The following is a 25,449-nucleotide window of genomic DNA, read 5'->3' as shown; positions in this document are numbered from 1 at the left end:
AGGTTCACCCGTCGAGGCGAGCGGTGATCAACGCTGCGCTATCCAGCACGAACACGGCGCGATCGATATCGAGGGGCGCGTCGGGCCCGTCGAGGTCGAGACCCTGAGCTCCGCGAACGAGAACGGTCATCGTGTCGTCGACGGCGAGGGGCTGGTGGTCGATCGTGAGTCGGTATTCGGCGCCGGGATCGACGAACCCCGACAGCCTGGCCTCGACGGTCACGATCTCCCCTGCCGGGATGTCAACGAGGAGGCTGGACCGGCGCAGGCCGTACTCGACGAGCGGCTCGAACGGCGTGGGCACGCCGTCGACCAGGATCGTGTCGACCGTGAGCGCGCTGTACAGCGAGATGAGCGTGCGATTCGTGCCCTCCGGGAGGCCCCGGAGGTTCGAGTCCACGTAGTCGGGCAGGTCACCGGGCACCGTGCTGGTCAGTTCGGCTGTGAGGACGGTGCGAACCGAGCCGGTTCGCGGATCCGTGACCACGTCGACGGTGACGTCGCGGGTCAGGTAGGCGTCGAGCTTGTTGCCACCGCCATTGGACTGGCGCAACGCCAGGTAGTCGCCGTCGGGGACAGTGATGGCTCCACCCAGCCCGATGCGGTCGAAGAGGTCCTGGGTGGCACCGTCGGGGACGTGTACCCGCAGCCGGTTCTGTCGAACCACAGGTTGGAGGACGTCGAACATCCGGCGGGGCTCAGGCAGAGAGCCTCCGAGCAACTGCCCGACGGTCGCATCGAGGATCGCATCGAGGATGTCGGTGCGTTCGTCGACGTCGGGAAACTCGAGGTACTGGTCCCGCAGGAGGTAGTCGGCCACCTCGCGGGGCTGGAGCGGTTGTTCCCGACGTTCGACGGGTACCGGCCCGCTCAACTCGACGAGGGCCCCGAGGGCGAAGGGGTCCATGTAGATGACGCCGTCGACCGGTCCCCCGCCGGGGACCTGGGGGTAGAGGTTTGCCACGGCACGCGCCACGGTGGGCAGATCCGGCGTACCGGGCACGTTCTGCCAGAACCGGCCGGGCTCGCCCTGGCGGTAGCGGATGGGGTAGCTCTCCGGGTCGTCGAGGGCAACCGTTGCACCGTCCGCCCTGATCAACCGGTTGAGATCGCGCGTCGCACCGCTGGTCTCGAGGCGGAACGCGCCGTCGTCGACGATGAGCGTGGCGTAGGCGCCCATGAATCCGCCCAGTTCCCGGGTCTCGGCCGGGCTGGCGAGGATGACGAAGTAGCGGCGGGGCTGGTCCTCTCCCAGCAGCCACGGGGCGACGTCGATGACGTCGCGGCTCAACTCGAGGTCTCCCCGCGCATCGGTCAGTTCTGCGAAGAGGTCGTCCACGCGCTCGGCCAGCGGCGGGACCAGCCACCCGGAGTCGGCAGCCGAGACGACGCGCTGGGCCTCGATGACCGAGACCAGCGAGCGGTCCACCGCGCCGCTCAGATCCTCGAGCACTGCGAGGTCGAAGGCCCCGCCGACCACGGTAAGGCGGTCGACATCGGCGGCGGCCCCCTCCTCAGCCGCGATCGAGGCGAGTTGGGCGCCTGCGCTGCTGGCGTCGGCCAGCATCTTCTGGTGTTGCGAGACGATCGGCACGATCCGCGCTGCCCGGGCGAACAGGTTGTCGGCGCGGTCGCCCCCTCGACGGAAGTCCTCGGCCGCCTGCTCGAGAAGGGTGACACCGCCGTCGACGTCGCCACTGCGTATCGCCTCTAGACCGGCGCGCGACGTGTCGATGGCCTCTTCGAATGCACCCCGGGCCGACAGGGCCGAGACCACCGCGACACCGGACAGAAGGGCGACTAAGGCTGTGACAGCAGCTGCGGTGACGAACGCCGCCCGCCGATGGCGTTGCACAGGTCCCGTGGCGATCAGCCCCGACGCGAGGATCAACGCGAATGCGACGCCCGCCACCAGCGAGGGGGCGCCGTGGAAACCGAACGACGGCAGGTTCAGAGCCATCATCGCAACCGTCGCCCCCGCAGCGGCGCGGGCGGCCGCGCTCGGCAACACCGAGAGCCCGATCGCAATGAGGGCGACGACTACGATCCCCGCCGAGCCACTGTCGATGGCGACCGCGCCGTAGACAACGGCGCTCGCAGCGACGAGAGCCACCGGTGACGCCCACGCGGCGGCAGCGGTGACCGCCGCGGCGATCACGAAGCGGTAGAGACCGTCGAGGGGTTCAACGCCCGTGGCGGCGCCGGGAGAGAAGGTGGCGAGCAGACCGACGGCGGCGGCGAGCCCGAGCGCGATGAGATCAGCCCGACGCAGCCCCGCCGTGGTGGTTGTCGACCCGTCGGTCACCCCGGCGACGGTAGCGCTCGGCACACCGCCATCAGGTGACGGCCCGACACATCGTTCCAGGGCGATCGGCCACGCCGTAGTCTCGGGGCGGCGCGGCGACGAAGGCGGCATCGACATGCGGACTGTGTCTTTCACCACGGAGAGCTACCTGCCCCTGCTCGACGCCTGGCACCGGATATCCGCAGACGCACTCCCCCGCCTGACCGACATCGTCTGCGCGGACGACGTCTCCTTCCAGAGGGCCTCCGCCAGAGCGGGACTGCGTGCACACCGACTCACCACAGATATTGCGGGACACGGATTCCACCGGCGGCGACGAGGGTTCTGGCTCGCACGGTTCGACGCGCTGCGGGAGTTCCTCGACGACGACGATCTGATCCACACGGACCTGGACGCGTTCTGGCTGCGTGATCCGGTGCCTCGCCTCGCTGACATCGATGCCGACCTCGTCTTCTCGATCGAGTACGGCCTCCCCAAGGACATCGTCGATCGGTGGGGCTTCGTGTTGTGTTGTGGCTTCTTCGCCGCCCGGTCCACTCCAACGACCAAGGCGTTCTTCGACAGGTGGCGGGCCGCGGTGGCCGAACACGAGGACGACCAGAAGGCCATCAACTATCTGCTGGCTGAGATGGGCGTGGCGTGGGAGGAACCGACCGCCGGAGGTGACGTACTGCGACTGGGCACCGTGCACGTCGACGGGAAGCTGATGCGGGTCGCCGCGCTCAGGGAGTCAGCGGTCAGGCGCTCCGCCCCGATCGACCTCGCTGCAGGCCAACTCGTCTTCCATCCCTTCTTCGACAAGGTGACCCTGGCGGGGTCCTTCCAGATTTACGCGCACCTCGCCACCGGGCCGTTGCCGGCACTCACGGAATCCGACGTCGATGCAATGTGCGCCCGCTACGGGGTTCACGGCCTCAAGGGACGCAACCGTGCCGACCTGTGCCTGCTCGACCACCTCATCTCGGGCGGAGCCGACCACCCGGATCTGCTGGCACAACAGGGATGGATCCTGAACACCGGCGGCGCACCCGCTGCAGCTCTCGACGTCGTCGAACCCGTCTTCCGAGGCGGCGATCCCGGCGACTCCGCGATGACAGTGGCCGCCGTCGTCGTGTGCGACGCCGCTTCACACCTCGGATCATCGGATCTCGCCACGGAGGCGGCCCGCTTCCTTGCGCGCCATGGCGACGCCGGCCAGCTATGGCGGCGGCGCATCTTCGACCTGCTCCTCGAGCAGCGCCACTTCGCCGCTGCCGCCCGCTATGGAACTCGCGCCGCTTGGCAACATGCCCGGAGTGAACTCGGACGGTAGTCGGGGGGCTCCGGGGGACCCCGTCAACCTTTGGCGATCACAGCGAGCTTCACCGTCGGCCAGTCGACCCACTCACCTTGACGGAAGACCGAGGCGAGGCGCCGCAGGAAGTATCGTCGGTAGCCAGTGCCAACCAACGAGCGGAGTAGCCCGCGGGCGGAAAAGGGACGCCGGTCGGCCACAAGACCATGCCGCTGGTTGTACGCCGACCCCAGCGCATCGAGCATGGCGCGGTCATAGACGAGCGCAGTAGCCAACTCGGACCGGACCCGGACCAGCCCCTTGTCGATCTCTTCGATCCCTGATCGAAGAGATCCTCCGTCCAGGACAGAGCGCAGGAGGTCTCGTGTGCGAGCGACGGTGGGCAGCACCGCTTCGATGTGGTCAGGGACCCAGTGGAGGTCTTCGATGATGTAGAGGCCGCCGGGCTTGAGCGACGGCCAAAGCGTGGCCAGCGCAAGCTGCTGGTGGTACGAGGCGTGTGATGCGTCGTCGATGATCACGTCGAACCGGGGCGTCTCGGATATCAACCCCCGCAGGTCGTCGACAGACCCGGCGTCGCCCCGGACGAAGCGGAAGCGCTCCTCCTCGAACTCCGAGAAGTCCGAGATGTCGAATCCGGTGACCTGCGGATCGTCGAAGTACTCCAGCCAGGTGCTCAACGACGGCGAGCCGGACACCGGCCGGTCGACGCTCCCACGGCCTTCGATCTCGGGCCCTCCGATATGCAGTCCCAGCTCCAACAGCTGAAGCGGTCGGCAGCGCAATGGCGCGAACAGCGCGTCGTATAGGCACGAGTAGCTGTGGGCATCGCCAACAAGCGAACCCTTGTCTGTCCCGAACCGGTTCGCGATGTCCGTCAACGATGGCATCGGCTACGTCCTCACCTCATCATGACTGGCGACCCTGGCCAGGAGCGCCTCAGGGAGGCCGTCCGGTGATCCGGCTGCGGATCGCAGCGACGGAGACTCTCGTATGGGGGCACTGAGACTCATGACCCGTCGGTCACTCCGGAACACGTACTTGCCAGTGTCAGCGTAGACGAAGCGGGTTGCATGGCCAGCCGGGTATCTGCCCTCATGCGGACTTGCAGTCCGTCGTATCGATGAACTGCCGCGACAGACTACGTCCATGAGGCCCGAAACTCACGACAGGCGGAGTCTTCGATGATGCGGCGTGCGGCAACCGCAGCGAGACATCCCCGGCGGGCACTCGCAGCCCAACTCGTCTGGTCACAGGAGGGTGCCTCACTCGCGCGGCGGTACCGTCTTCTCAACTCGTCCCTCATCCGGTGGCCGTGCGAGATCAGGTGGGTGGCGGCGTTCGACGCGTTCGTCGTCGACGACGGTGAGGCATCGCTCATCGTTCCCCGGAAGGCACGGCTGTGGAAGTACCGAGACGGTGTGGCTCAGCGGCTCGAGGCGCTCGCACGCGAGTTCGGGGCCAGCGACCTTCCCCTGAATCCGTCCGAGCCGGTGATCGACTGCGGAGCGAACGTCGGCGAGTTCTCGTTGTGGGCGGCGCGGACGACGGGCTGCCGAGTCATCGCCGTCGAACCCGATCCGGTCGAGTTCGCGGCTCTGGAGAGGAATCTCGCTCCATCCGGCGCCACGGCTGTCCACGCTGGACTGTGGCACGAGCCCGGCGAGATGCAGATCTACCTCGGCAACGACCGGGGCGACACGACCCTCATCGACCCCGGGGGTAGCCCGCCGACCACAACGGTGCGCACTGTCACGCTCGACGCCCTTTGCCTCGAGGTGGCTCCGGATGGCGTGATCGGGTTACTCAAGCTCGAAGCGGAGGGAGCGGAACCTGAGATTCTGGCCGGCGCCGAGGAGACGCTACGAAGGACACGCTTCGTCACCGTCGACGTCGGTCCGGAACGAGGTCCTGCGCGGGAGAGCACAGCACCGGCCGTGACCACATTGCTCACCGATGCCGGCTTCAGGCTGCGGGCTCTGGTTCCGTCTCGACCGTCCATGGTGTTCGAGGCGAGTATCGGGACGTAGCTCAGGCTGACGTGTCGGTGAGAGCATCTGTCGGTGCGGGAGACTCCTCGACCGCGGGCAACGGGCCTCAGATGTCGATTCCCCAGCCGATGACGTTGTCCGCTGCCGCGGCGAAGGGATCGGGACAAATCTCCAGCGATACGGCCAGCGCGCATGTCCGCATCAACGCGTCCCCATTGTTCGCACGTCCTGCAAGGTGATCGGCGTGAAGTCTTGCCACGTTGAGCCACGGAGGCATCTCGCGGCCTGCCAGCTGGCTGACGCAGGTCGAGGCAAGGACACGAAAATCCTCCCGGTGGCGGAAGGCGTCGTCGAGGTCGATGAAGTTGGTCCAACCCGGCGCAGGCCAACGGAACCTCGGCAACCGTCGCCGGCCTGACGCCATCGCCCGGCGCCACAAGCCGGTCGCTCGGCGCCGTCGCCGCGTGACATCGTGCGGGAGTCCACCCGTCGCACTGCCCGGCAGGCGGGCTACATCTGGAGCCACCCGGGCGATGACCTCCCTGTACAGCTTCCGCTGGAAGCGCTCGGCGCGCGGGAGAGTGAGAAAGGCGCCGACCACCCGAAGGTCTTCGAACGGCGCCAGGAATCTCGGGTCGTTTGGCAACACACATGGCCGCATCTGGCACGGCTGTCTGACGAGAAGATAGAGATGGTCGTACGGCTCGAGGTCTTCCAACCCCTCGTTTGGTCCCTCCGGGATGAGGCTGCCGAGATGAGCGGCCGTTGGATGCGAATCGGAACCCCAAAGGTTCGTCTTGGCGGCAAGGCGCTCAATGCCCTCAGACCAGTCCCAGGAGACAGTTGGGGGAAGGTGGCTCCCGGCAAGCGGGTCCCCGAGATACCCGGTCCAGACGGTGCAGTCGACAGGAAGTTGTGCCGCGATCTTCCTGACCACCACGGCACCCAGCATGTGTGTCCAACTGGCACCGCTTCGCGCGGCAGCCCGGAAGTCCTCGATGTCGAAGGAAAGGTCAGCAAGGTCGAACCGTTCTGTCTCAGCGCCCAACGCCTCAGCGACGCGAGGCGCTAGTTCGAAGTCCCAGGTCCGAGCGGACCCATACGTGACCACGTGCACCTCATTGGCGTTGAGGTGCCGGCGCAGCAGAGCGAACACGAGCCGCGAGTCGAGCCCGGAACTGAGCGGGACCACGTGGGGGCCGGGTCCCGCCGGTATCACCGATTCCTCGAGGACCTTCTGGACGTGAGCTACCCGATCCGAGACCGCGTGCTCTTCCGCGCCGCGGATCGCACGGGCAGCGAAGGACCGGTAGGCCGCGATCCTGTTCGGACGCGGGATGAACCCGAGGTGCAGAAATGCGCCGATGACGTCAGCCTCATCGGTCATCTCCCAACCCCGGCGATGCCTGCAGCGAGGCCGCGACATGCTCGACGGGCACCTGACGGGATCAACTTCCTCGCCTGCCAGATCCTGTACTCGGCAGGTGCCCGCCAACCCGCAATCTCTGCCTCGACCACGGCGGACACTTCTGTTCGCGCTGTCTTCAACTCGCGCTTCTCGTGGAGTCCCTTCGCAGCAAGCAGCTGTTCGATCTCACGACGATCGAAGAGTCCGATGTCCGGGCCGATGTCGCGATCCGGGGAGTCGGCATACTCCGCGCCGGCCAGCAATGCCCGGTAGTCAGGCTCGCTGCGGCTGAGTCTCCGCCACATGACCCGGGAATACGGCATTCGCCGCTGGTGCTTGCGGGTGTGGAAGGCGCCCTTGCGGAACAGATCGGAGTAACTCTGTTCGTAGTCGTGCAGACCCAGCACGTCGGGGATCGACAGACTTGCGGCTCCTTCCGCTGCCATCTGGCTCGACACCTGCGACTCCGGCCTCGCCTCTCCGACAGCGGCTGCCAGAACTGACAAGGCTCTCGGAAGCATGCTCGTCCGGTACACGCGTGGGCACCCGGGTCTGGGGATCCTGAAAGACCGGTCGAGAACCTGGCCCTGGAGGTGGAAGAAGCCGTCCGGCGATGCCTCGGCGGCGGCCACGAGGGTGCCCACTGCCGAGGGGCGGACGAGAATGTCGGCATCCACGGCGATCGTCCATCGGGCGCCCGCTTCGATTCCGGCCCTGAAGGTAGCTTCGACTGCAGCGCTGAACGGGACCTCTCGGACGACGGCGACGGAGCTGTGACCCACCTGTGCCTCGAGGAGCTGTCGCGCCATGTCCGCGGTTCGCTCACCTGCTGCGCGGATCACGCAGAAAACATCGCGGCGGCCGACATCACCGCCACCAGTCTCAGAACTCATTGCGCGTTACGCTCCCACCCTGATCCCGCCGAGGAAATCCTAGACGACCGCTGCCCATCGCCATGGACACCAACCAGTGTGCCTCAACCTGCCGCGGGAGCCGCTGTAGCCTCCCGCGGCAGGGGGGAGATGAAGCATCGGGCGACAGACGGGTCTTGTAGTGCTCTCGACATGGCGGAAACTGCGAGCGCTCTTGACCGGGTGGTCGGTCGTCACCCTGGGTGCTCTCGGCGCAGCGTCGATCATCGCAGGGCTCGCTGAGGCGAGCCTGCTGGTGCTGGTGGTCTCGGTGGCGCTGGAGGTCACCGATGCGGGGACCGGGCGCGACGTCGCGCTACCAGTGCTGGGCAGTCAGGACCTCGCCGTGGCGACGAGCCTGTGGCTGGCCACAGCCCTCGGTCTCCTCACCGTCATCATCCACCTCGGCGTGGCTCATGCGACGGCGACGCTGACGGCAGGGGCCATGCGCAATGCCCGGGACGGTCTCATCAGCGCATTCGGGCGCGCGTCCTGGGGAAAGCAGGCGGGCGAACGGGAGGGTTCGCTCCAGGAGGCGGTCAGCACCCTGTCCTTTCAGTCCGCCGGCCTGATGACTTCGCTGGCTCAGTTCGTGGCAGCGGCGCTGACCCTTGCGGCGCTCATCGGGATGGCAATGCTCGTCAGTTGGCAGGCTGCGCTTGTTGTCATCGCTTTCGGCATTGCACTGTCCCTCGCTCTCGGCCCACTCGCCCGGATGCAGCGACGCAGGGCGGCGGCCTCCGTCGATGCCCAGAGTGGTGTCGCCGAGTCCGTAGCCGAGTGGAGCACACTCGCGCTCGAGTACAGGACCTTCGGTGTCATCGAGTCCGAGTCCGTGCGACTGAGCCGCCGCAACCATGACGCTGCGGAACTGATGCGCCGCTCGCGAATCACGCGGCTCCTTGGGGGTTTCCTGTACCGCGATGTCACAATCCTCGGGCTGGTCGCGGCAATCGCCGCGCTCAACCAACTGAGCACCTCTGACATCGGCGAGGCGGGCGCCGTGGTGCTGCTCGTCGTCCGCGCGGTATCGAGTGCCCAACAAGCCAACGCTTCTGCGCAGGCGATCCGAGAGCAGAGTCCGAGTCTCGACCGCCTTCACGAAAAGATCGAATCTCTCCGCTCCGACGAGGAAACGACAGGGTCCCTCTGCCCAGATGCGATGGGCCAGATCGCGCTGCGGGATGTCTCCTACAGCTACGACAGCCGAACGGTTGTCCTTCGCGATCTCGACCTTCAGATCAGCCGTGGAGAGGCCATCGGGGTGATCGGGCCGTCCGGTGCGGGGAAGAGCACCCTCGTCGAGCTGCTCCTGCGTCTCCGGCGCCCCACGGAGGGCGAGATAACCGTGGACGGAGTCGAGTACACCCTCATCGCCGAATCGTCATGGCGTCACCTCGTCTCCTTCGTGCCCCAGACGCCGCGCATGTTCCGCGGGACCGTCGCCGAGAACATCGCCATGCACCGCGAAGGCATCGACGAAGCCAAGATCCGTGACGCGGCCGCTCTTGCGCACGTCCGCGAGGAGATCGAAGCGCTCCCTCTCGGATTCGACACCGTGATGGGCCCCAGGGGTGCGGGCCTTTCAGGTGGCCAGACGCAACGGATCGCCATTGCACGCGCCCTCGCCGGAGAACCGCAGCTCCTGATTCTCGATGAGCCGACGAGTGCGCTCGACCCCCACTCCGAGGCAGCACTCACGAGCACGATCGGTGAACTGAAGGGACGAACGACGATGGTCGTCGTGGCCCACCGGGTCTCGACCCTGGGATTCTGCGACCGCATCGTGGCGATGGCCGGCGGGAAGGTACTCACGGTGGGGACCCTCGCAGAGGCTGAGCAGGCCGTACGGCGCGTCGCGTCCGAGCCGCTGGAGATACTCGGTTCAGACTCACCGCCACTCTCCTAGTAGCGCCGTTGACTGCGCTCTACGGTTCGTATCCGAGCAACTCGAAGTCCGACGCCCACACCTCGGCCACCTGGCGGCGAAGCGCCGGCGTGTAGTACTCGTCGGCACTGCCCCGATCGCTCGAGTTCGTGGTCGGCAATTCGAGCGATGGAAGCCCAAGCTCTGCGGCAAGGACCTTGGCATCGTCGTTGATGTGCTCGAACCGCATCACCAGGTCGACCGCGACCTTGCCATCACGGGCAATCCACGCCGTCTGGGGATGCAGTTGGCTGTTGCCATCAGCATTGTGGACCCCGAGCGGGTGCAATGGCTCGGAGAGCATGGTGACGAAGGTTGCAAACGTCACCTCAGCCGGGATCTTCCCGATGCCCCGCCAGTACGCCCAGAGAGACACGGCCCGGTCATAGGGGTCACGCACAACAGTGAACCGGAACGCGTCAGCACCGAACACCGGATCGATGGTGTCCTCACCCACCAGAGACAGGTAGTCCATGTGTCCGAAGGAGAAGCACCCTGCTCCGTCGAAATACCTGGCGAGTTCGGCGTCCGTCTTGACCAGTCGACAGCCGACCCGGTGGAGCGCTTCGAAAAGGCTCGACCCCGCAGTCTTCGGGATCCAGATGAACACCGATTGTCGTTCGATCCGAACCCAACGCGGTTTCAGCCGGTAGTAGCCGTTGTGGAGCCAGCTGAGATGCCGGCGTCGCCGCGAGGCGCGGAGGCGTCGACGTCGGCGACGTCGCGCTCTGAGCACTGGCTTCAGCGCACGGCTCGTACCGGTTCCAGCCATCGCGAAACGGTACAGGGCCGCGCTCCGCGCCCGGTTGCAACCGGTCGTACCTTTGGTCGCCAATGCGGACCGACATGTCCCTAGCGCCCACTTCCCAACTGCAGCACGCCCAGGTCGGAGCTCTTGGAGAATCAAAGGGAAGTCGCCGTGCTCGACACCGACGACCGGGAACAGTTCAGGAATTCAAGGCGAGGGTTGGCCGCCGGCCCGCAGCTGCCACGCGCTCCTGATCGCGCCCGCGGGCTACTGCCGCAGGGAGAATGAGGAACACCATGTTCAGCACTCCTCCCGCAAGAAACAGGTTGACGACGACAGCCAATGCCGAGAACGCCACGACGAAGTCGGAGCCAACTCTGCCCCGCTTCGCTGCACTGCGTCGCGGAGAGGCGTTGACGGCGACGCTCAGTGCGAGTGAACCGAACAAGACCAAGCCGATGGATCCCGTCTCCGCTGCTGCGAGGAGATACTCGTTGTGGGGAGACTTACCTGCTCGGGGGCGCTCCGGCCCGAGGCCCCGTATGAAGGGCGCGAAGTTGTCCGGGCCGATTCCCGCAACAGGGTTGTCTCGGAACACCTCGACGGCGATCTCCGTCAACTCCGTGCGGCTCTCGTTGCTGACAGAGACACTCTGCCTCTCCGAATCACCTGCGAAGACCGTCGGCAGCTCACTCAACGAGCGCAACTGGCGAGCAGTGTAGTTGTCCTCAGGTAGCCGGTCGGCGAACAACGGGCCGACCGCCACCGCACCGACGACCAAGGCCGTGATCGTGAGGAGCACAAGCTTCGGCGCGAGGGACTTCGATGGCCGAGCCACGAGGACCAACAGCGCCACGGCAACCCCCACCCACATCTTCCGCTCGCCTGAGAACAGGACGAGCAGAGTCACGGTTGCAAGCGCTGTTCGAGATCTCAGCAGCCGGTTCAGCGGCAGTCGCTCGAACCGGGCGACCACAATCAAGGACAGAAGAACTCCGAAGGCCAGTTTCGGCTCATCGAGGGACTTGTAGCGGAAGTACTCACCGATCGATAGATGGTATATCGTTGCCCATATAACGATTCCTGCTACTGCAGATGCCAGGCCGGTGAAGAACCGGATGAATCCGTCGACGGTTCGGGTGGCGACCGAGACAAGCCAGAACAGGAACAACAACTCGACACCCTGAATCGTCTCGACCACCGCAGTCGAGAGGGGCGACTGCACAAGTGCGTCGAGGGAGCGGAACGAGAGATAGGCGGCGGCAAAGAAGAACGACCATCCGAGCGACACCCGCGGGAGTCGCCCGAGTACGACGACCCGAGCTGCAAGCACCACGGCTGTGAGCAGGACGAGACCATCGAACGGCCGCACGACGGCCGCTCCCACCTCAGGCTCGACCCCCAGGAACACGCTGCCCACCGCCACTCCTGCGAGAACGGGGACGATCCGTCCCTCGACGGAGGCAGGCGAGGACCTTCCAGGGGCTGGCGGCTGCGAGAACCGGGTCACCGCCATGACCACCTGCTCTCGAGGACTGGCCTGCACCGGTCACCTGAATCCGTCATTCGTCGCCGCTCCGCAGATTGCGCTGCTGGCCGAACGATAGCTGGCCTGCCTGCTCTGTCACGGCCGTCACGAGACCAGCTCGCAGCGCGCAACCCGGTACTACTGTCACCATGATGCGAACCGGCGCGATCGCGGCGATCATCACGAGCTACAACGAGTACCCGCTGTGTCTCGATGCCGTCTCCTCGGTCATCTCTCAGGACAGCGAGTCGTTGGAAGAGATCGTTGTCGTAGACGACGGGTCGACGGATGGCTCACCGGATGCTCTCGATGCAGAGTTCTCCAGCGACAGGCGTTTCACGCTTCTTCGGCGTGACAACCACGGACTCGCCGCAGCGCGCAATGCAGGGATAGCGCTTTCTTCGAGCCCCTGGATCGCTCTCCTCGACGGCGACGATCTTTGGCTACCAGGTCGCCTTGCAGCCGTGGCCGCGGCGATCGAATCCAAGCCCGATGCCGGCGTCTTCTACAGCGACCTGAACCTGTTCACCGACGACCATCGACGACACGTTCGAGCTCGCTCGATCGAAGGAACCGGACGGGCGGCCAGAGACGATTACCTTCGCCACGATGCTCCGATCATCCCCTCGACCGCCACGATCCGGCGGTCTGTCCTGGAGACCGTGGGTCTGTTCGACGAGTCTCTCCGAAGCGCCGAGGACACAGACCTGTGGCTGCGTATTCTCGGCCAGGCCGAAGCCGTGCGAATTCCCAGGACGCTGGTCGACAAGCGGGACCACCCGGGGAGCCTGGGAAAGCGCCGGGCACTGAAGGTGGAATCCATGGAGCGTGTCGTAGCCAAGGCCGTGGCCGCCGACGACTCTCTCGCCCAGGCGGGACGGGTTCGAATGGCCCGATCCCAGATCGTCCGCTGCCGTCAGGCCGCCGATGAAGGCGAGATCGGCGAGGCCCTCCGCAGCGCTCTCAACGCCGTCCGGGCAACGCCCACCCGGCGCAGGCCCTGGCTCGCGGTCTGCTACGGCGCGCTCGTGGGAGGGGTGAGAGCCGCACAGCGACTCGCACGCACCCACGGCAGCCGATGAACCAGGTGTTGAGCTCGACCGATCCCGCGAGCCCCATCCCCTCTGGCCTCATGTGCGCGCCAGCTCTGCGTACAGGCTCTCGTAGCGTTCGACCACGCCTGCCATCTCGTAGCGCGCCAACGCGCGAGCTCTGATGGCGGCCGACATCTGAGCCCGGGTATCACCGTTGTCAGCCAGCGCACGTCGCAGCGCCGTGCCGAGGTCGCCGACCGTCGTATCACCGGCGAGATATCCCGTCACGCCGTCCGCCACGACTTCCGGGGTCCCACCCACTGCCGTCGCTATGGCCGGCAGTCCGGCCACCGCCGCCTCGAGCAGCGTGTTGGACAGACCCTCGGCCAGGCTCGGCAGCACGAGGAAGTCGGCAACTCGGTAGGCATCGGTCGGATCGTCGACGACACCGTGAAACGCGATCCGCGAACGTGTACGAGCCTCGTCGGCCCGGATTCTCAGGGCCTCCTCCATGGGACCCGAACCGAACATGTGGAGTTCCAGCCTCGGATCGTCGAGAACGCCTACGGCATCGATCAGGGCAACGAGATTCTTCTCCGCAGAGAACCGGCCGACCGACACGAGAACCGTCGCCGTAGCACCCATATCCAGTCCTTCGCGAACGGCGAGGCGTTCCTGCCCGGTGAGCGGTCCACCCCGATCCACGACGCCGTTCGGGATCCTCTCGATCCGGCGAGCCGGCACGCCGAACGCCTCGAGGTCCTCCCGGATCGGTTCGGAGATGGCAACGAATCTGTCGACTGAACGCGCGACGTACCGGGCGAGCGTCGCCCCGATCAGCTTCTTGCGCTCGAGCGTGGCGAGATCGAACTTGTGGTCACTGTCACCGATCTTGGCCAGGTTCGGCACGCCCCGGCGACGGGCGATCCATGCACCCACCGCGGACGGGAACTTCGCCTGGTGGGAATGAACAATGTCGAACTCGAGCGAGCGTGCCGCCCGAACCGCGCCGATCGTCCACGCCACCGACGAGCCCATCCGGCGACCCATGTTCTGCGGCGGGTGGCGTGACCAGACCCGACGGACCACCACGCCTGACTCCTCGCAGGCCCCGGCATCGCGCCGAAGGCGACAGCTCGTCAGAACCGTGACCTGGTGGCCACGGGCAGCCAGAGCCGTCGAGAGCTTGCGGCACTGCATCTCCGCGCCGCCCAACTGGTCGGGCGGATAGGCGCCCGAGACCATCAGCACCCGGAACAGGCGTTCCGGGTTCCTTCTCACTGCGGGCACGTCAAGGCCTCACGCCACCGACCAGAGATCGCGTCCGGGCTCCACGACGTGCCGTCGAACGCCGTCGGCCCGACGTCGGAGCGGATCCACCGCACGATCTCGCGAGCCGCCGCTGTCTCATCGCCCACGCTCACGATGCTGCCGATGGCGCCGAGACGGAGCAGTTCCGCCGCACCCGGCACGTCGAAGGACACGAACGGTCGGCCGAGAAGCGACGCCTGAACCAGCACCTGCGAGATCCCCTCCGCCAAACTCGGGAGAACGACGCAGTCCGATGCTCGCAACAGCGCCGGCACGTCACAAAAGTAGCCGAGAGAGACCACAGCGTCCGGTCCGAAGTCCGCAAGCGCACCAAGCAACTCATTCTCTTCAGGCCCGGCTCCTGCAACGACCAGCATCGCGTCAGGCACCTCGGCAACGACGTCTCGCATGATCACGGCGAGGTGGTGCACACCCTTTCGCCGCTCGAGGCGACCGACGAATGCAACCACCGGACGATCAGGGGCAAGTCCGAGCGCATCGCGTACCTCGTCGCGCGACGTCTCAGCGACCTCCGTGATTCGTTCGAGGTCGACGGTGGCCCGGGTGACGGTCAGGCGATCGTGTGAAGCGATCCCCGCTGCCGTGTACGCCGCCTTCAGGTCATCCCCGGCGACGAGCAGGTCGTCGGTCTTTCGTGCCAGTAGCTCTTCGACCTTCCTGGCCAATGCGGAAACCGGGCCGGCGAAGGCCGACCCGAAGTTGAGCGCCGACACGGAATGGACCCGGCGCGCCATCGACGGCGCCGCCAGCCGTCCGATCATCCCGGCCTTGGACTGGACGGTGTGGACGACATCGGGGCCCCAGGCGGACAGGTCCGCCCGAAGCGAGCGCAGCGCCCTGAGGTCGCCCACGGGCGTGAAGGTGCGGTGGCTCATCGCCGTGAGAACGCCGACCTCGGCGCCACCCAGGTCCCGCGCCGCTCTCTCCCAGTTCGACTCCGGTCCCAGGTAGACCCTGTGGCGCATCTCCGGGGTGGCCGCCATGGCGTCGACGATCCGGCGCTCACTGCCGCCCGTCGCGAACCTCGTGCAGACATGGGCCACACGCCGCGCCGATGCCCCGGTGGGCGAATCCACCCGGAGCGAGGTGGGTACGACACCGCTTGTCTCCAACGAGTAGCCGTGGTCGGCCCGCGCCGCGCCGAGCACTGCCCGCACGGTCGCTCTGTCCCGGAGGGAACAGTCGGCGGGGATGGTCGGGACGACCCGGCGCGTGAACACGACCTCCCCGCTGCGCCGCATCCGATTGCCCGCGACGGCATGGCCGCGCGCGTCGCCGAAGTGGTCCGGCACCGGGCCGCGAGGTGCCCCGAGCCCCAGCGCCGCGGTGATGTGGCCCACGACGACGTCAGGCTCCCGGGCGAGGTCCTCATAGGCCACCCGCACCGCCGGCCACCTGTCGGACGCGGCGTCTCTCGAAGCCTGCGCGTTGGCCATCGACCAGCCGACGACCGCCCGCGCCACGCGACCGCGATGCTCGCCGGCGATCCCCTCGGCGGCGCGGTTGGAGCCGGTGAGGCGATAGGAACTCGCGACCGAGTAGGGACTGCGCAGGAGGTGGACGAATCGGACATCGAGGCCCGCGTCAGCCAGAGCTTGGGCTCGCCGGGCTGCGCCACGTGCGGACTTCGACGAGTCGACCACCACCGACGCCCCCGAGCGCTCACGGAGGTGGGCGAAGACCCGCCGCGTCGTGTCGGCATGGAGCGCGACGTCCCTGCGAGTCGCGCCGCGCCGGGCGCCGAACACGGGCCGTGCCTCGACAGCGGCCTGCGCCCGACGCCGGTCAGCGAGACGGTCGAGCGACAGGTCCCCCCAGAACCCACACATTGCGAAGGGCTCACCACACGAACAGGCGACGGTGTCCCAGTCCTCCAACAGTCGGGTGAGCTCACCCCCACCGAACGCACCGAACGCGTCGGACAGCACGAGGTCCAGAAGAGTCGAGCCACTTCGGCTGTAACCACCGACGTAGATCACCACCGGCAGCTGGGAGCTCACCGCGGTGGCCCCTCGCCCGCCAGGTCGCGGTAGCTGTCGGCATAGCGTCTCGCGGCAGCGTCGAGCGAGAGTCCCTCCGTTGCACGCAGAACGCCGCGCCGCGCACCGGAGTCGTCGGTGCGGCGACGCAACGACACGAGGGCCGACGCGAGCGCCTCCACGTCGGTCGGGTCGAAGTACGACGGGACGTCGCCGAGCACCTCCCTCAGGACCGGCAGGTCCGACGCCGCCAACGGCAGCCCTGCCGCCATGGCCTCGACGGCCGCATTGCAGAAGCCCTCCCACAACGACGGGACCACTGCAGCGTCGGCGGTCCGGAGGATCCCGTAGACAGTGTCGCGGGGGACGATCCCGGTCACGTGGACCGCCTCGGCCAGGCCCAGGTTCGCGATCTGACGGCGCAGGGCAGCCTCCTGCCGACCTCCCCCGACCACCACGAGGCGCAGGTCCGGCTCCGCCGACCCTGCGATCGAGAACGCGTCGATCAGGCGAGAGAGGTTCTTCTGCGGGACGCACCGACCGACCGCGGCGATGACGAACCCGTCCAGTGGGACCTCGACCTTCTCGGCCCGCCGCACTCTTTCGACGTCCACGCCGTTCAGTGCCGCCACCGCACGCCCGCGCACCAGCACGCGTTCCCACGGGTAGAACGACTCCAGGGTCGCCTGCGAGTTGCACAACACCCGCGCCGACCGGGCGAACACCGGCAACACGGCGGCGTTCTGGTGGAACGGCTGGCGTCGATGGTCGTTGTGCTCGGTCTTCACGAGCTTCGGTGCCCGCCGTCCCCCCAGGAGCACCGCAGCCATCTGAGCCGACGGGAAATGGTGAACGTGGACGATGTCAGGCTTGAAGTCCCGGACCGCCGCCCTGAAGCGCGTCGCGGCACCCGCGCTGACTCGGCCTGAGGCATCGAGGGGGAACCATTCGATGTCGTCGCTGACCGACGGGGCGCCGGCCTCGCCCCGGTAGTAGGTCGCCACGGCCGTCTCCACCCCGGCCGACGGAAGCCGTTGGGCCAACTCGAGCGGGATGGACTCGTGGGACCGCGAGTTCACGACGTGGAGGACCCTCGGGTTCATCTGTGGGTCACGTCCCGCATCGAGCGGACCCACTCGACCGAATCACCCGCCGACCTCTCGAATGCCCGACGGTCGCCTGCCCCGAGTCGGTCGGACTGCGTCTCGTCGATAGACGACGTGATGACCGTTGGGAGGTCATCGAGCGCTATCCAGAAGTGGTGCGAACCGGGGCGTGGCGCCGCGACGACGCCCGACGACTGGAGGTGCGGCTTGCTCTTGAGCCGGACGTTGTCCACGACCGAAGGATCCAGACCGACGCTGCGATAGAGGTCACGGGTGAACGTGACGGGGTCATCGAGGAGATCCTCGAAGAAGACGACGACGGTCTCGGCATCGGCCTCGACCTGGCGCCGCATCTCGGAGACCACGAGGCGGTAGACCAGGCCGAACTTCGACGCCCGGGCGAAGGTTCCCCGCCGCATCCTGCTCTCGCACATCGCGACCCCATCCCGCAACAGGAGGACGTTGCGGCACGCACCGAGAACGGCACGCACCGACGGGGTCAGCGTGACGATGCCGTTGATGCTCTTCGCGACGACCGCCCCGGGGTCGGCCACATCGCCCGAACCCGGCGAGGACTCGGCCAGCACGGGATCGACAGCGGGAGCCACCAGCCGGGGGGCTGATACAAGGGTTTGACGCACATCCCCGTACATCCGCGCGGGTATTCGTCGCTGCGCCAAGTTCGACGCCTCGAAGAGACCCGTGTTCGGCAGGACATGACCCGAAGAGAACCGCGGGCGGGGGAGGCCACCGCCGTGGAGGGCGTCGCGCAGGTGCCGTCGCCAACGCGCCGAAGTCGAACGTTCGCCGCTGCGCCCCACGAACAACTCGTGAGTCTCCATGCCTGCCGATGCCAGCGCCGGATGTGACGCCAGGAGGTTCCACACCAGGCTGCTCCCGCCACGGGAGAAACAGCCGAGAACGACGTTGTCGCCCACACCGTCGTCGCCCAGAGCCTGATCGGTCACATTGCACCTTCGTTCCGCCGCTCGCCTTCCCGACGCTATCAATCGACGCACCACCGCAGGATCACGCAACGCCCCACGCGTCGGACGGACAACAGCCCCGAGGCCGTCGTCGCCACGGTGACGACTCGCGTTGACAATGACGGAACTCTCAGGTTCGTCCGCGCCGTGCCGATGGGCTCGGAATACAGTGGTTGCACATGACGGAAGTTCTCGAAGGCGGAACAGAGGTGTCTGTGGCGGACCCCCAATCCAACCAGTCGGCGGCGACGGCCGACCGGGCCCTCGCTCTGGACGAGCGCATGCTCGGCCCCGCGGTCAGGCCCATCCCCGGCGTCGAGTCCTTCCATCGACGTCTCAGCGACCGGCCATGGTCCATACGCGCCAAGCGGGTGTTCGATGCCGCCGGGGCGACCATTCTCCTCATCGTCGCGATCCCCCTGTTCATGCTGGTTGCACTGGCCATCGCCACGACGTCGCGCGGTCCTGTCTTCTTCCGGCAGTGGCGGGTCGGACGCAACGGAGAGCGGTTCAGGATCTGGAAGTTCCGCTCGATGTACCACGACGCCGAAGAGCGCCTGGAGCGTGATCGGGCGATGAACGAAGCCCACCGTGCGAACGGGTTCAAGTTCCCGCCCGGGCAGGACCCGCGGGTCACGCGCGTGGGGCACTGGCTCCGCCGGACGAGTCTGGACGAACTCCCCCAACTCCTCAATGTGATCGTCGGGCAGATGAGCCTCGTCGGCCCCCGCCCGGTCGTCGACGACGAGTTGGAACACTACGAATACAACCTGAGGGCTTACCTCGCCGTACGCCCGGGCATCACCGGCGCATGGCAGGTGAAGGGCCGCTCCACCATCGGCTTCCCCGAACGCGGCGAGATCGACGCCGACTACGTGCGCGAATGGACGCTCTGGGGTGACGTCAGGATCCTGGCGCGCACCATCCCGGCGGTCCTCCGCAAGACCGGCGCCCACTGAGCGCTGAGCGGCGCCGGTCCGCTGCGACGAACCGGTAGCTCACCGGTCCAGGCGCTACCCTCCGGTGCCGGCGAGCCCCCGAGGAGAATCCGGATGTCCCCCACCTACGTCGTCAACGCGCCGCGTGTGATCCACGAGACCCTTGACGGTGAGGTGGTCGCGATCGACCTCGGATCCGGCGCCTACTTCTCCATGCGTGACTCCGCCGCGGTCGCGTGGGACGCCATCGTCGCTGGCCTCGACACCGCCGGGGTCATCGATCACGTCACCGCCACACACGCACCCACCGACGCCGACATCGCCGCCGAAATCGAAGCGTTCGTCGCCGACCTCCTGGCACGTGAGCTCATCGTCGCCGGCTCGCCGGAGACGGGCGCTGCGCCGGACCACGGAACCGGCCTCCCCTACGAGACGCCCGCACTCGAAACCTTCACCGACATGGCCGACGTCATCCTCCTGGACCCCGTCCACGACGTCGACGCCGCCGCGGGCTGGCCCCACCAGCCGGCCGGGCCGACCGACGAGGAGTGAGCGCACACCCGACGCTCGAAGACTGCCGAGCCGAACTCGCGGCGAGCTTCGCTGACCACGTCACGCGTCACGGGCTGATCGAGCGGCGTTTCACCGTCGCAGGCACTCCGATCATGATCCGGTTCGCAGGTGAGCGCCTCGTCGAGTTCCTCTCGGCTGCGTACGGCCACCTCCCCCGCCCGCCCGAGACCGTCGATCCGGCAGTCGTGATCGACACCTGGTCCCCGGACCCCGACGCCACCCTGCCGCCGCTCCCACGCGAGGCGTTCCCGGAGACACCGGAACAGGCCCGGATCGCCCACCGGGCCGAGACACAGGTCCACTACGACTGGGACAGCCGGACCCTCGCCCTCCACGACCTCGCCGGCGGCCACGCCTGGAGCCTCACCGCCGACCCCGACAAGTTGCCGTGGTGGGTGCGCGCGGCGCCGCTGAAGCTCTTCGTCGCCCGCCAGATCGTCGCGCGCGGCGCCACCCTGTTGCACTCGGCGGCAGTGGCCCGCAACGGCGACGCCGTGCTGTTGACCGGACCGAGCGGATCGGGCAAGTCCACCACCTCGCTGCGCTGCACCGTCGGCGGACTGGGATTCCTCGGCGACGACTACTGCGTGGCCACCCCCGCCGACGGGCGCGTCCACTCGATCTTCGGGACAGCGAAGTGCATGCCACACGAGACGGACGGGTTCGAGGCACTCACAGCGACCGCGAGCCCCCGCCAGAACACGCCCAACGAGAAACTCATCTTCTGGCCGGCCCGGGTCTACCCGGACCAGATGGTGGCCGACGCCGCCATCCGCGGGGTCGTCGCGCTCACCGTCGGCGGGTCCGCATCCACCACCGTGGAACCCATGACCGGCGGAGCGGCGCTGCGGGCACTCGCCCCCTCCACCATCACCCAGCTGCCCGTCCTGGGCCAGGGCGCGCTGAGCGCAATGGCGCAGATCACCTCGTCGGTCCCCTGTTGGCAGGTGACCCTCGGATCTGACCGGCAGGGAGTGGTCGACGCGATCGCCGGGATCCTCGACAGGGGACACCCGTGAGCGCCACGCCGCCGGCCCACTCCGTCTCGGCCATCATCCCCACCTACAACTCCGCGCGGTATCTCGCCGAGACGCTCGAGGCCATCCTCGCCCAGACGATCCCCCCGCTGGAGGTGCTCGTCGTCGATGACGGCTCCACCGACGACTCGGTCGAGGTCGCGCTCGGCTACAGCCCGACCGTCACGGTCCTGCCCGGCGAACACGCCGGGACCGCGGCCACCCGACAGCGGGGCCTGGAAGCCAGCACCTGCGAACTCGTGGCCGGCTGTGACGCGGACGACCTGTGGGCACCGACGAAACTGGAGCGACAGATCGACGCTCTGGTGGCAGATCCCGGACTCGACGCGGTCGGATGCCTCGCGGACGAGTTCCTCTCGCCCGACGTCGACGAGTCCTACATCCCCGGCCGCGGCCTACACCAGCGCGTGCGGTCACTCGCCGCCTCCTCGCTGCTCATCCGGCGGCGCTTCGTCACCTCCATGGGAGGCTTCGACACGGCCTTCGGGCTCGGCGAATCCATCGACTGGTTCGCGAAGGCACTCCGGGCCGGCATCCGCACCGACATCGTCGACGAAGTCCTCATGAGACGACGCATCCACGCGCACAACACGTCACGGTCCTTCGACACCGACAAGCAGGCCTACCTCGACATCCTCCGCCGACACCTGAAGGACGGTCGGGGCACGGGCACATGAGCACCGTGGCCGACGTCGCAGTCGCGATACCCGCGTACGGCGTCGCCGCCTGCCTGGGCGAAACGCTCGACGGCGTCTTCTGTGCCGTCACCGAGTTCGCGACGGACAGCGGAGACGGACCGACGCTGCGCCGCGGCCACGAACGAATCGACGGCCGGGTCGCCTCGGCACTGCCCGCACGGCGCGATCGGCTGGAGACGGTTGGAGGCTTCACCTCCGGCGACCACCTGGCGCACTGGATCGAGTGGCTGTCCGTGGCGTTGCACCGAGGGCTCCGCCTCGGCCACGTCGACGAGGTGCTCGTACGGAGGCGGCTCCGCGCCGACGGCTACACGAGCCGCCATCGCGATGAGACCGGCGAGATGCTCGCCACCATGCGCGGCCACCTGTCCCGTCGCAGGCAGGTACACCCCTCATGAAGCGAGCGTGGGTGACCGACGACGAGGCGGCACTGCTGAAGGCGTCCCTCTCGACGGGCGACGAGGCCGCCCGACACTGGGCCCGTTTCACCACACTGCACCCGTTCGAAGACATCTGGGACTCCGGCCGGTACGCCCTTCTACCTGCGTGCCACGTCGCCCTGCGCGGCGTCGACGGGATCCCCGAGGCGCCCCGCCTCGCCGGGATCCACCGCCGCACGTGGGTCACCACCCAGAACGCGCTCGCCGACGCGGCCGCCGCCTCCTCCCATCTCCGGTCGGCTGGTATCGACCACTGCGTCCACGGCGCTCTCGCCGTCGCGCTGACGTTCTACGACGACATGGCGTCCCGACCCGTCGACGCCCCCGATCTTCTCGTCGCCGTCGCCGACATCGGGCCCGCAGTCGACGCCCTCGAGGCCCTCGGCTGGGTCGCCCTCTCCGCCCCCGACGAGGACCGGGTCCTCATCGACGACGGCGTGACGCTCGCCCGCGTCGACCAGCGACTCCGACTCAGCTGGGAGACATGCCGCGGTGTCGCGTCCGGCACCCGGGACCGGGCGACGGTGCCCGACGCCATCGAACGGGCCGTCGACGTCGACACCCCCCACGGCCCCGTTGCCGTGACCGCGGACGTGGACCTCGCCGCGTACCTGCTCACCGGCGGCATCGGCGCCGGCGCGGACCACAGGCTCCGGACGCTCGCCGACACCGCCCGATTCGTCAGACGGCCCACCGCCCCCGCCGCGATCGCCCGCCGGATAGCGGAACTCCAGCTCACCACGCCCGCCCGTCACGTCCTCGCGACCATCCGGTCCGTCACAGGCGTCGACACGAGTCGTCACCTCGAGGCGCTCGCAGCCCTTCCGGTGAGTGCCGCCGACCGTCGTCGCCACGAGTTGCTGCTGCGTTCCGTCGCCCCCGACCAGACGATCCACCCCCTCCTCGGGGTCCTCGCCCGATCCACAGTGGGGTTCGGTGCGGCGGAATCGGCCCGGGCCACACCGGGGGTCCTGACGTCTCTCTGGGGCCTCGATTCCCCCGCCGGACTGCTCACCGAGATCCCCAGGCGGGCCGCCCTCAAGGCCGTGCGCTCGCTCCGATCGTCCCGGGCGGACCCGTGACGCCCGCCGAAGCCGTCGAAGCCGTCGATGTCGTGATCCCCGTGCTCGACCGCCGACCCACCGTCGGCGAGGCGATCGCGTCCGCACTCGCCCAGACCTGGCCCGACGTCCGCGTCCAGGTCGTCGACGACGGCTCGACGGACGGAACCGCAGACGTCCTCGATGCTCTGGCCGCCGACGACGAGCGCATCACCGTCACCCACGTACCGACCGGCGGCGTGTCCGCCGCCCGCAACGTCGGCCTCGCCAACGGGAACGCCCGGCTGGTGACATTCCTGGACTCCGACGACCTCATGCCACCCCACCGCATCGAACGACAGGTGGAGCATCTCCGCGCCAACCCGGACCTCGACGGTGTGGTCGGCACCGAAGCCATCGTCGTGGCCGACGGAATCACCCCGCCCCCGTCCATCCGGGCGCAGATGGAGCGGACCGGTCCACGCTGGTACTGGCAGTCGCTGATGATCACCCGCGACGCGATCGAGGCGGTCGGCGGCTACGACGAGGACGTGCGACACGGCGAAGACCTCGACCTCGCCGCCCGACTGCGCGGGGCGGGTGCCACCATCGGCTACCTCGACGAGGAACTCGTGACCCGTCGGATACTCGGCGACAACATGGTCATGAATGAGCCGGGCATCGGCGCCCTGCTCCTCGACGTGATCCGCCGCCACCAGGATCGGAGCGGTCGGCGATGACTACGGGGGCCACGGTCGACGTGGTCATCCCGACGTTCAACCGCGCCCACCTCCTGGGCGACGCCATCGGCTCCGCGCTCACCCAGACCCATCCCGTCCGCACCGTGATCGTCGTCGACGACGGCTCCACCGACGACACCCTCGCCGTCCTCGGGGAGATCACCGCCACCGAAGACCGCGTCCGGGTCATCCATCAGAGCAACGCCGGTCCGTCGGCGGCCCGCAACCGCGGGGCGGAGCAGTCCGACGCGGAGTTCATCGCCTTCGCCGACTCCGACGACCTCATGGTCGAGGACCGCATCGAGTGGCAACTCGCCTACCTCGCAGCGGAACCCGACTGCCCGATAGTCCTAGGCACCGAGGAACTGTGGATCAGCGACGGCGTCACACCGCCACCGACGATCACGCCACTGCTGACCCACGGGCTCCCGCTCTACTCCTATCCGTCAATGTTCATGCGGAAGCGCCTCTTCGACGCGCTCGGGGGGTACGACGAGGCCATCCGTATCGGCGAGGACCTCGACCTGTACATCCGCGCAGCCCAGGAGGGCATCCGCGCCGACTTCGTGGACCGTGCCGCCACCACCCGGCGGATATTCGGCGACAACCTGACCTACGAGAACGTCGGAACCGACGCCACGCTGCTGCGACTCCTGCACCGGAACCTGAACCGCAGACGGACGGCGCCCACCGGCGCCGGCGCACCCACCCACCGATCGAAAGGCGAGACATGACAACCGCCACACGACGCGTGAGCGTCATCGTCCCCGTCTACAACCGGCGCGACGTCGTCGCCGAGACGGTCGAGTCGGTCCTCGCCCAGACCCATCCCGACGTCGAGGTTCACATCGTCGACGACGGGTCGACCGACGGCACCCGCGAGCGCATCACGGAACTCGCCGCCGCTGACGCCCGCGTCCATGTGAGCCACCAGAAGAACGCGGGGCCCGGTGCCGCGCGCAACCGTGGGCTCGCTGCCGCCGACACGGAGTGGATCGCCTTCTGCGACTCCGACGACCTGCTCCCCGTCGACAGCATCGAGCGCCGTTTCGCATGGCTCGACGCCAACCCCGACCACGACGCCGTCATCGGTCGGGGCCGCACAGAGATCATCGCCGGCGCCGACGTACCACCCGTCATCGCGTCGATGGCAGCGGCCGGCGACGTCAACCCCATCGTCCAGACCGTTCTCATCAGACGCTCGGACCTCCTCGGCGTCGGCGGCTACGACGAGAACATGCGCACCGGCGAGGACACCGACCTGTTCTTCCGCCTGCGGCGGGCAGGGGTCCGCATCGGCGTCGCAGAGGACGTCTACCTCATCCGGCGGGTCCACGGCGACAACCTGAGCCACGAGAACACCCGCATGGCCAAGGGCCTGCTCGACATCGTCCGCAAGGACGTCAGGGAGAGCCGACAGGACCGCTGAGACCC

Annotated in this window: 23 protein-coding genes; 13 read left to right on the top strand and 10 right to left on the bottom strand. The window is 67.9% G+C overall.

Going from position 1 to position 25,449, the window contains the following annotated elements; genetic code table 11:
- Positions 1-4: 4 nt before the first annotated feature.
- Positions 5-2,305: a DUF4012 domain-containing protein gene (locus tag RIE08_07650; GenBank protein ID MEQ8717473.1), complete on the bottom strand. Its 2,301-nt coding sequence runs from the start codon at positions 2,303-2,305 to the stop codon at positions 5-7.
- Positions 2,306-2,420: 115 nt separating this feature from the next.
- On the opposite strand from RIE08_07650, the gene RIE08_07645 reads away from it, so the two are divergent.
- The gene (locus tag RIE08_07645; protein MEQ8717472.1) at positions 2,421-3,617 is read left to right on the top strand and encodes a putative nucleotide-diphospho-sugar transferase; all 1,197 of its coding nucleotides are present in this window, start codon (positions 2,421-2,423) and stop codon (positions 3,615-3,617) included.
- A gap of 23 nt (positions 3,618-3,640) precedes the next feature.
- Here RIE08_07645 and RIE08_07640 read toward each other — a convergent pair whose 3' ends face one another.
- Positions 3,641-4,489, bottom strand: a complete 849-nt coding sequence (locus RIE08_07640; protein ID MEQ8717471.1) for a hypothetical protein — start codon at positions 4,487-4,489, stop codon at positions 3,641-3,643.
- A gap of 294 nt (positions 4,490-4,783) precedes the next feature.
- Here RIE08_07640 and RIE08_07635 point away from each other — a divergent pair, with 294 nt between their 5' ends.
- Positions 4,784-5,629 (top strand): FkbM family methyltransferase, encoded by an 846-nt coding sequence (locus RIE08_07635; GenBank protein ID MEQ8717470.1) that lies wholly within the window; start codon positions 4,784-4,786, stop codon positions 5,627-5,629.
- Between the two features lie 67 nt (positions 5,630-5,696).
- Here RIE08_07635 and RIE08_07630 read toward each other — a convergent pair whose 3' ends face one another.
- Both RIE08_07630 and RIE08_07625 read right to left on the bottom strand, forming a co-directional pair.
- Entirely contained in the window at positions 5,697-6,977 is a 1,281-nt protein-coding gene (locus RIE08_07630) for an asparagine synthase-related protein (GenBank protein MEQ8717469.1), read from the bottom strand.
- Positions 6,974-7,891, bottom strand: a complete 918-nt coding sequence (locus RIE08_07625; protein ID MEQ8717468.1) for a hypothetical protein — start codon at positions 7,889-7,891, stop codon at positions 6,974-6,976. Before RIE08_07625 ends, RIE08_07630 begins: the two co-directional genes overlap by 4 nt.
- A gap of 193 nt (positions 7,892-8,084) precedes the next feature.
- Between RIE08_07625 and RIE08_07620 the strand changes: the two genes are divergently transcribed.
- Complete coding sequence (locus tag RIE08_07620) at positions 8,085-9,818, top strand: ABC transporter ATP-binding protein (GenBank protein MEQ8717467.1); 1,734 nt, start codon at positions 8,085-8,087, stop codon at positions 9,816-9,818.
- 19 nt (positions 9,819-9,837) lie between these two features.
- On the opposite strand, the gene RIE08_07615 is transcribed toward RIE08_07620, so the two are convergent.
- Complete coding sequence (locus tag RIE08_07615; GenBank protein ID MEQ8717466.1) at positions 9,838-10,608, bottom strand: sulfotransferase family 2 domain-containing protein; 771 nt, start codon at positions 10,606-10,608, stop codon at positions 9,838-9,840.
- A gap of 175 nt (positions 10,609-10,783) precedes the next feature.
- On the bottom strand, positions 10,784-12,100 hold the full coding sequence (locus RIE08_07610; protein ID MEQ8717465.1) for an O-antigen ligase family protein: 1,317 nt from the start codon (positions 12,098-12,100) through the stop codon (positions 10,784-10,786).
- A 164-nt stretch (positions 12,101-12,264) separates the two neighbouring features.
- On the opposite strand from RIE08_07610, the gene RIE08_07605 reads away from it, so the two are divergent.
- A complete protein-coding gene (locus tag RIE08_07605; protein MEQ8717464.1) occupies positions 12,265-13,194 on the top strand; it encodes a glycosyltransferase family 2 protein in 930 nt (309 codons plus the stop codon).
- A 48-nt stretch (positions 13,195-13,242) separates the two neighbouring features.
- Here the strand turns inward: RIE08_07605 and RIE08_07600 are convergent, their stop codons facing one another.
- The 4 genes from RIE08_07600 to RIE08_07585 are packed head-to-tail and all read right to left on the bottom strand — an operon-like array spanning position 13,243 to position 18,531.
- Complete coding sequence (locus RIE08_07600; GenBank protein ID MEQ8717463.1) at positions 13,243-14,427, bottom strand: glycosyltransferase family 4 protein; 1,185 nt, start codon at positions 14,425-14,427, stop codon at positions 13,243-13,245.
- Positions 14,424-16,478, bottom strand: coding sequence for a glycosyltransferase (locus tag RIE08_07595; GenBank protein ID MEQ8717462.1), 2,055 nt, complete (start codon positions 16,476-16,478; stop codon positions 14,424-14,426). Before RIE08_07595 ends, RIE08_07600 begins: the two co-directional genes overlap by 4 nt.
- Positions 16,475-17,560, bottom strand: a complete 1,086-nt coding sequence (locus RIE08_07590) for a glycosyltransferase (GenBank protein MEQ8717461.1) — start codon at positions 17,558-17,560, stop codon at positions 16,475-16,477. The genes RIE08_07595 and RIE08_07590 overlap by 4 nt, the downstream gene beginning before the upstream one ends.
- The gene (locus tag RIE08_07585) at positions 17,557-18,531 is read right to left on the bottom strand and encodes a sulfotransferase (protein ID MEQ8717460.1); all 975 of its coding nucleotides are present in this window, start codon (positions 18,529-18,531) and stop codon (positions 17,557-17,559) included. The genes RIE08_07590 and RIE08_07585 overlap by 4 nt, the downstream gene beginning before the upstream one ends.
- Before the next feature lie 197 nt (positions 18,532-18,728).
- Here RIE08_07585 and RIE08_07580 point away from each other — a divergent pair, with 197 nt between their 5' ends.
- The 9 genes from RIE08_07580 (at position 18,729) to RIE08_07540 (ending at position 25,444) form a co-directional block, all read left to right on the top strand.
- Positions 18,729-19,508, top strand: a complete 780-nt coding sequence (locus tag RIE08_07580) for a sugar transferase (protein ID MEQ8717459.1) — start codon at positions 18,729-18,731, stop codon at positions 19,506-19,508.
- A 93-nt stretch (positions 19,509-19,601) separates the two neighbouring features.
- Positions 19,602-20,039 (top strand): PqqD family protein, encoded by a 438-nt coding sequence (locus tag RIE08_07575; GenBank protein MEQ8717458.1) that lies wholly within the window; start codon positions 19,602-19,604, stop codon positions 20,037-20,039.
- The gene (locus tag RIE08_07570) at positions 20,036-21,079 is read left to right on the top strand and encodes a hypothetical protein (GenBank protein ID MEQ8717457.1); all 1,044 of its coding nucleotides are present in this window, start codon (positions 20,036-20,038) and stop codon (positions 21,077-21,079) included. Before RIE08_07575 ends, RIE08_07570 begins: the two co-directional genes overlap by 4 nt.
- A complete protein-coding gene (locus RIE08_07565) occupies positions 21,076-21,774 on the top strand; it encodes a glycosyltransferase family A protein (protein ID MEQ8717456.1) in 699 nt (232 codons plus the stop codon). Before RIE08_07570 ends, RIE08_07565 begins: the two co-directional genes overlap by 4 nt.
- Positions 21,771-22,193, top strand: a complete 423-nt coding sequence (locus RIE08_07560) for a hypothetical protein (GenBank protein MEQ8717455.1) — start codon at positions 21,771-21,773, stop codon at positions 22,191-22,193. Before RIE08_07565 ends, RIE08_07560 begins: the two co-directional genes overlap by 4 nt.
- The gene (locus tag RIE08_07555; GenBank protein MEQ8717454.1) at positions 22,190-23,317 is read left to right on the top strand and encodes a nucleotidyltransferase family protein; all 1,128 of its coding nucleotides are present in this window, start codon (positions 22,190-22,192) and stop codon (positions 23,315-23,317) included. The genes RIE08_07560 and RIE08_07555 overlap by 4 nt, the downstream gene beginning before the upstream one ends.
- The gene (locus RIE08_07550) at positions 23,314-24,015 is read left to right on the top strand and encodes a glycosyltransferase family A protein (protein MEQ8717453.1); all 702 of its coding nucleotides are present in this window, start codon (positions 23,314-23,316) and stop codon (positions 24,013-24,015) included. Before RIE08_07555 ends, RIE08_07550 begins: the two co-directional genes overlap by 4 nt.
- Positions 24,012-24,749 (top strand): glycosyltransferase family A protein, encoded by a 738-nt coding sequence (locus RIE08_07545; GenBank protein MEQ8717452.1) that lies wholly within the window; start codon positions 24,012-24,014, stop codon positions 24,747-24,749. The genes RIE08_07550 and RIE08_07545 overlap by 4 nt, the downstream gene beginning before the upstream one ends.
- Entirely contained in the window at positions 24,746-25,444 is a 699-nt protein-coding gene (locus RIE08_07540; GenBank protein MEQ8717451.1) for a glycosyltransferase family A protein, read from the top strand. The genes RIE08_07545 and RIE08_07540 overlap by 4 nt, the downstream gene beginning before the upstream one ends.
- Positions 25,445-25,449 lie beyond the last annotated feature (5 nt).

Source organism: Acidimicrobiales bacterium, from assembly GCA_040219085.1.
Lineage (GTDB): Bacteria > Actinomycetota > Acidimicrobiia > Acidimicrobiales > JAVJTC01 > JAVJTC01.
The sequence above is the reverse complement of the archived record's forward strand: the minus strand, read 5'-3'. Positions and strand labels throughout refer to the sequence as shown.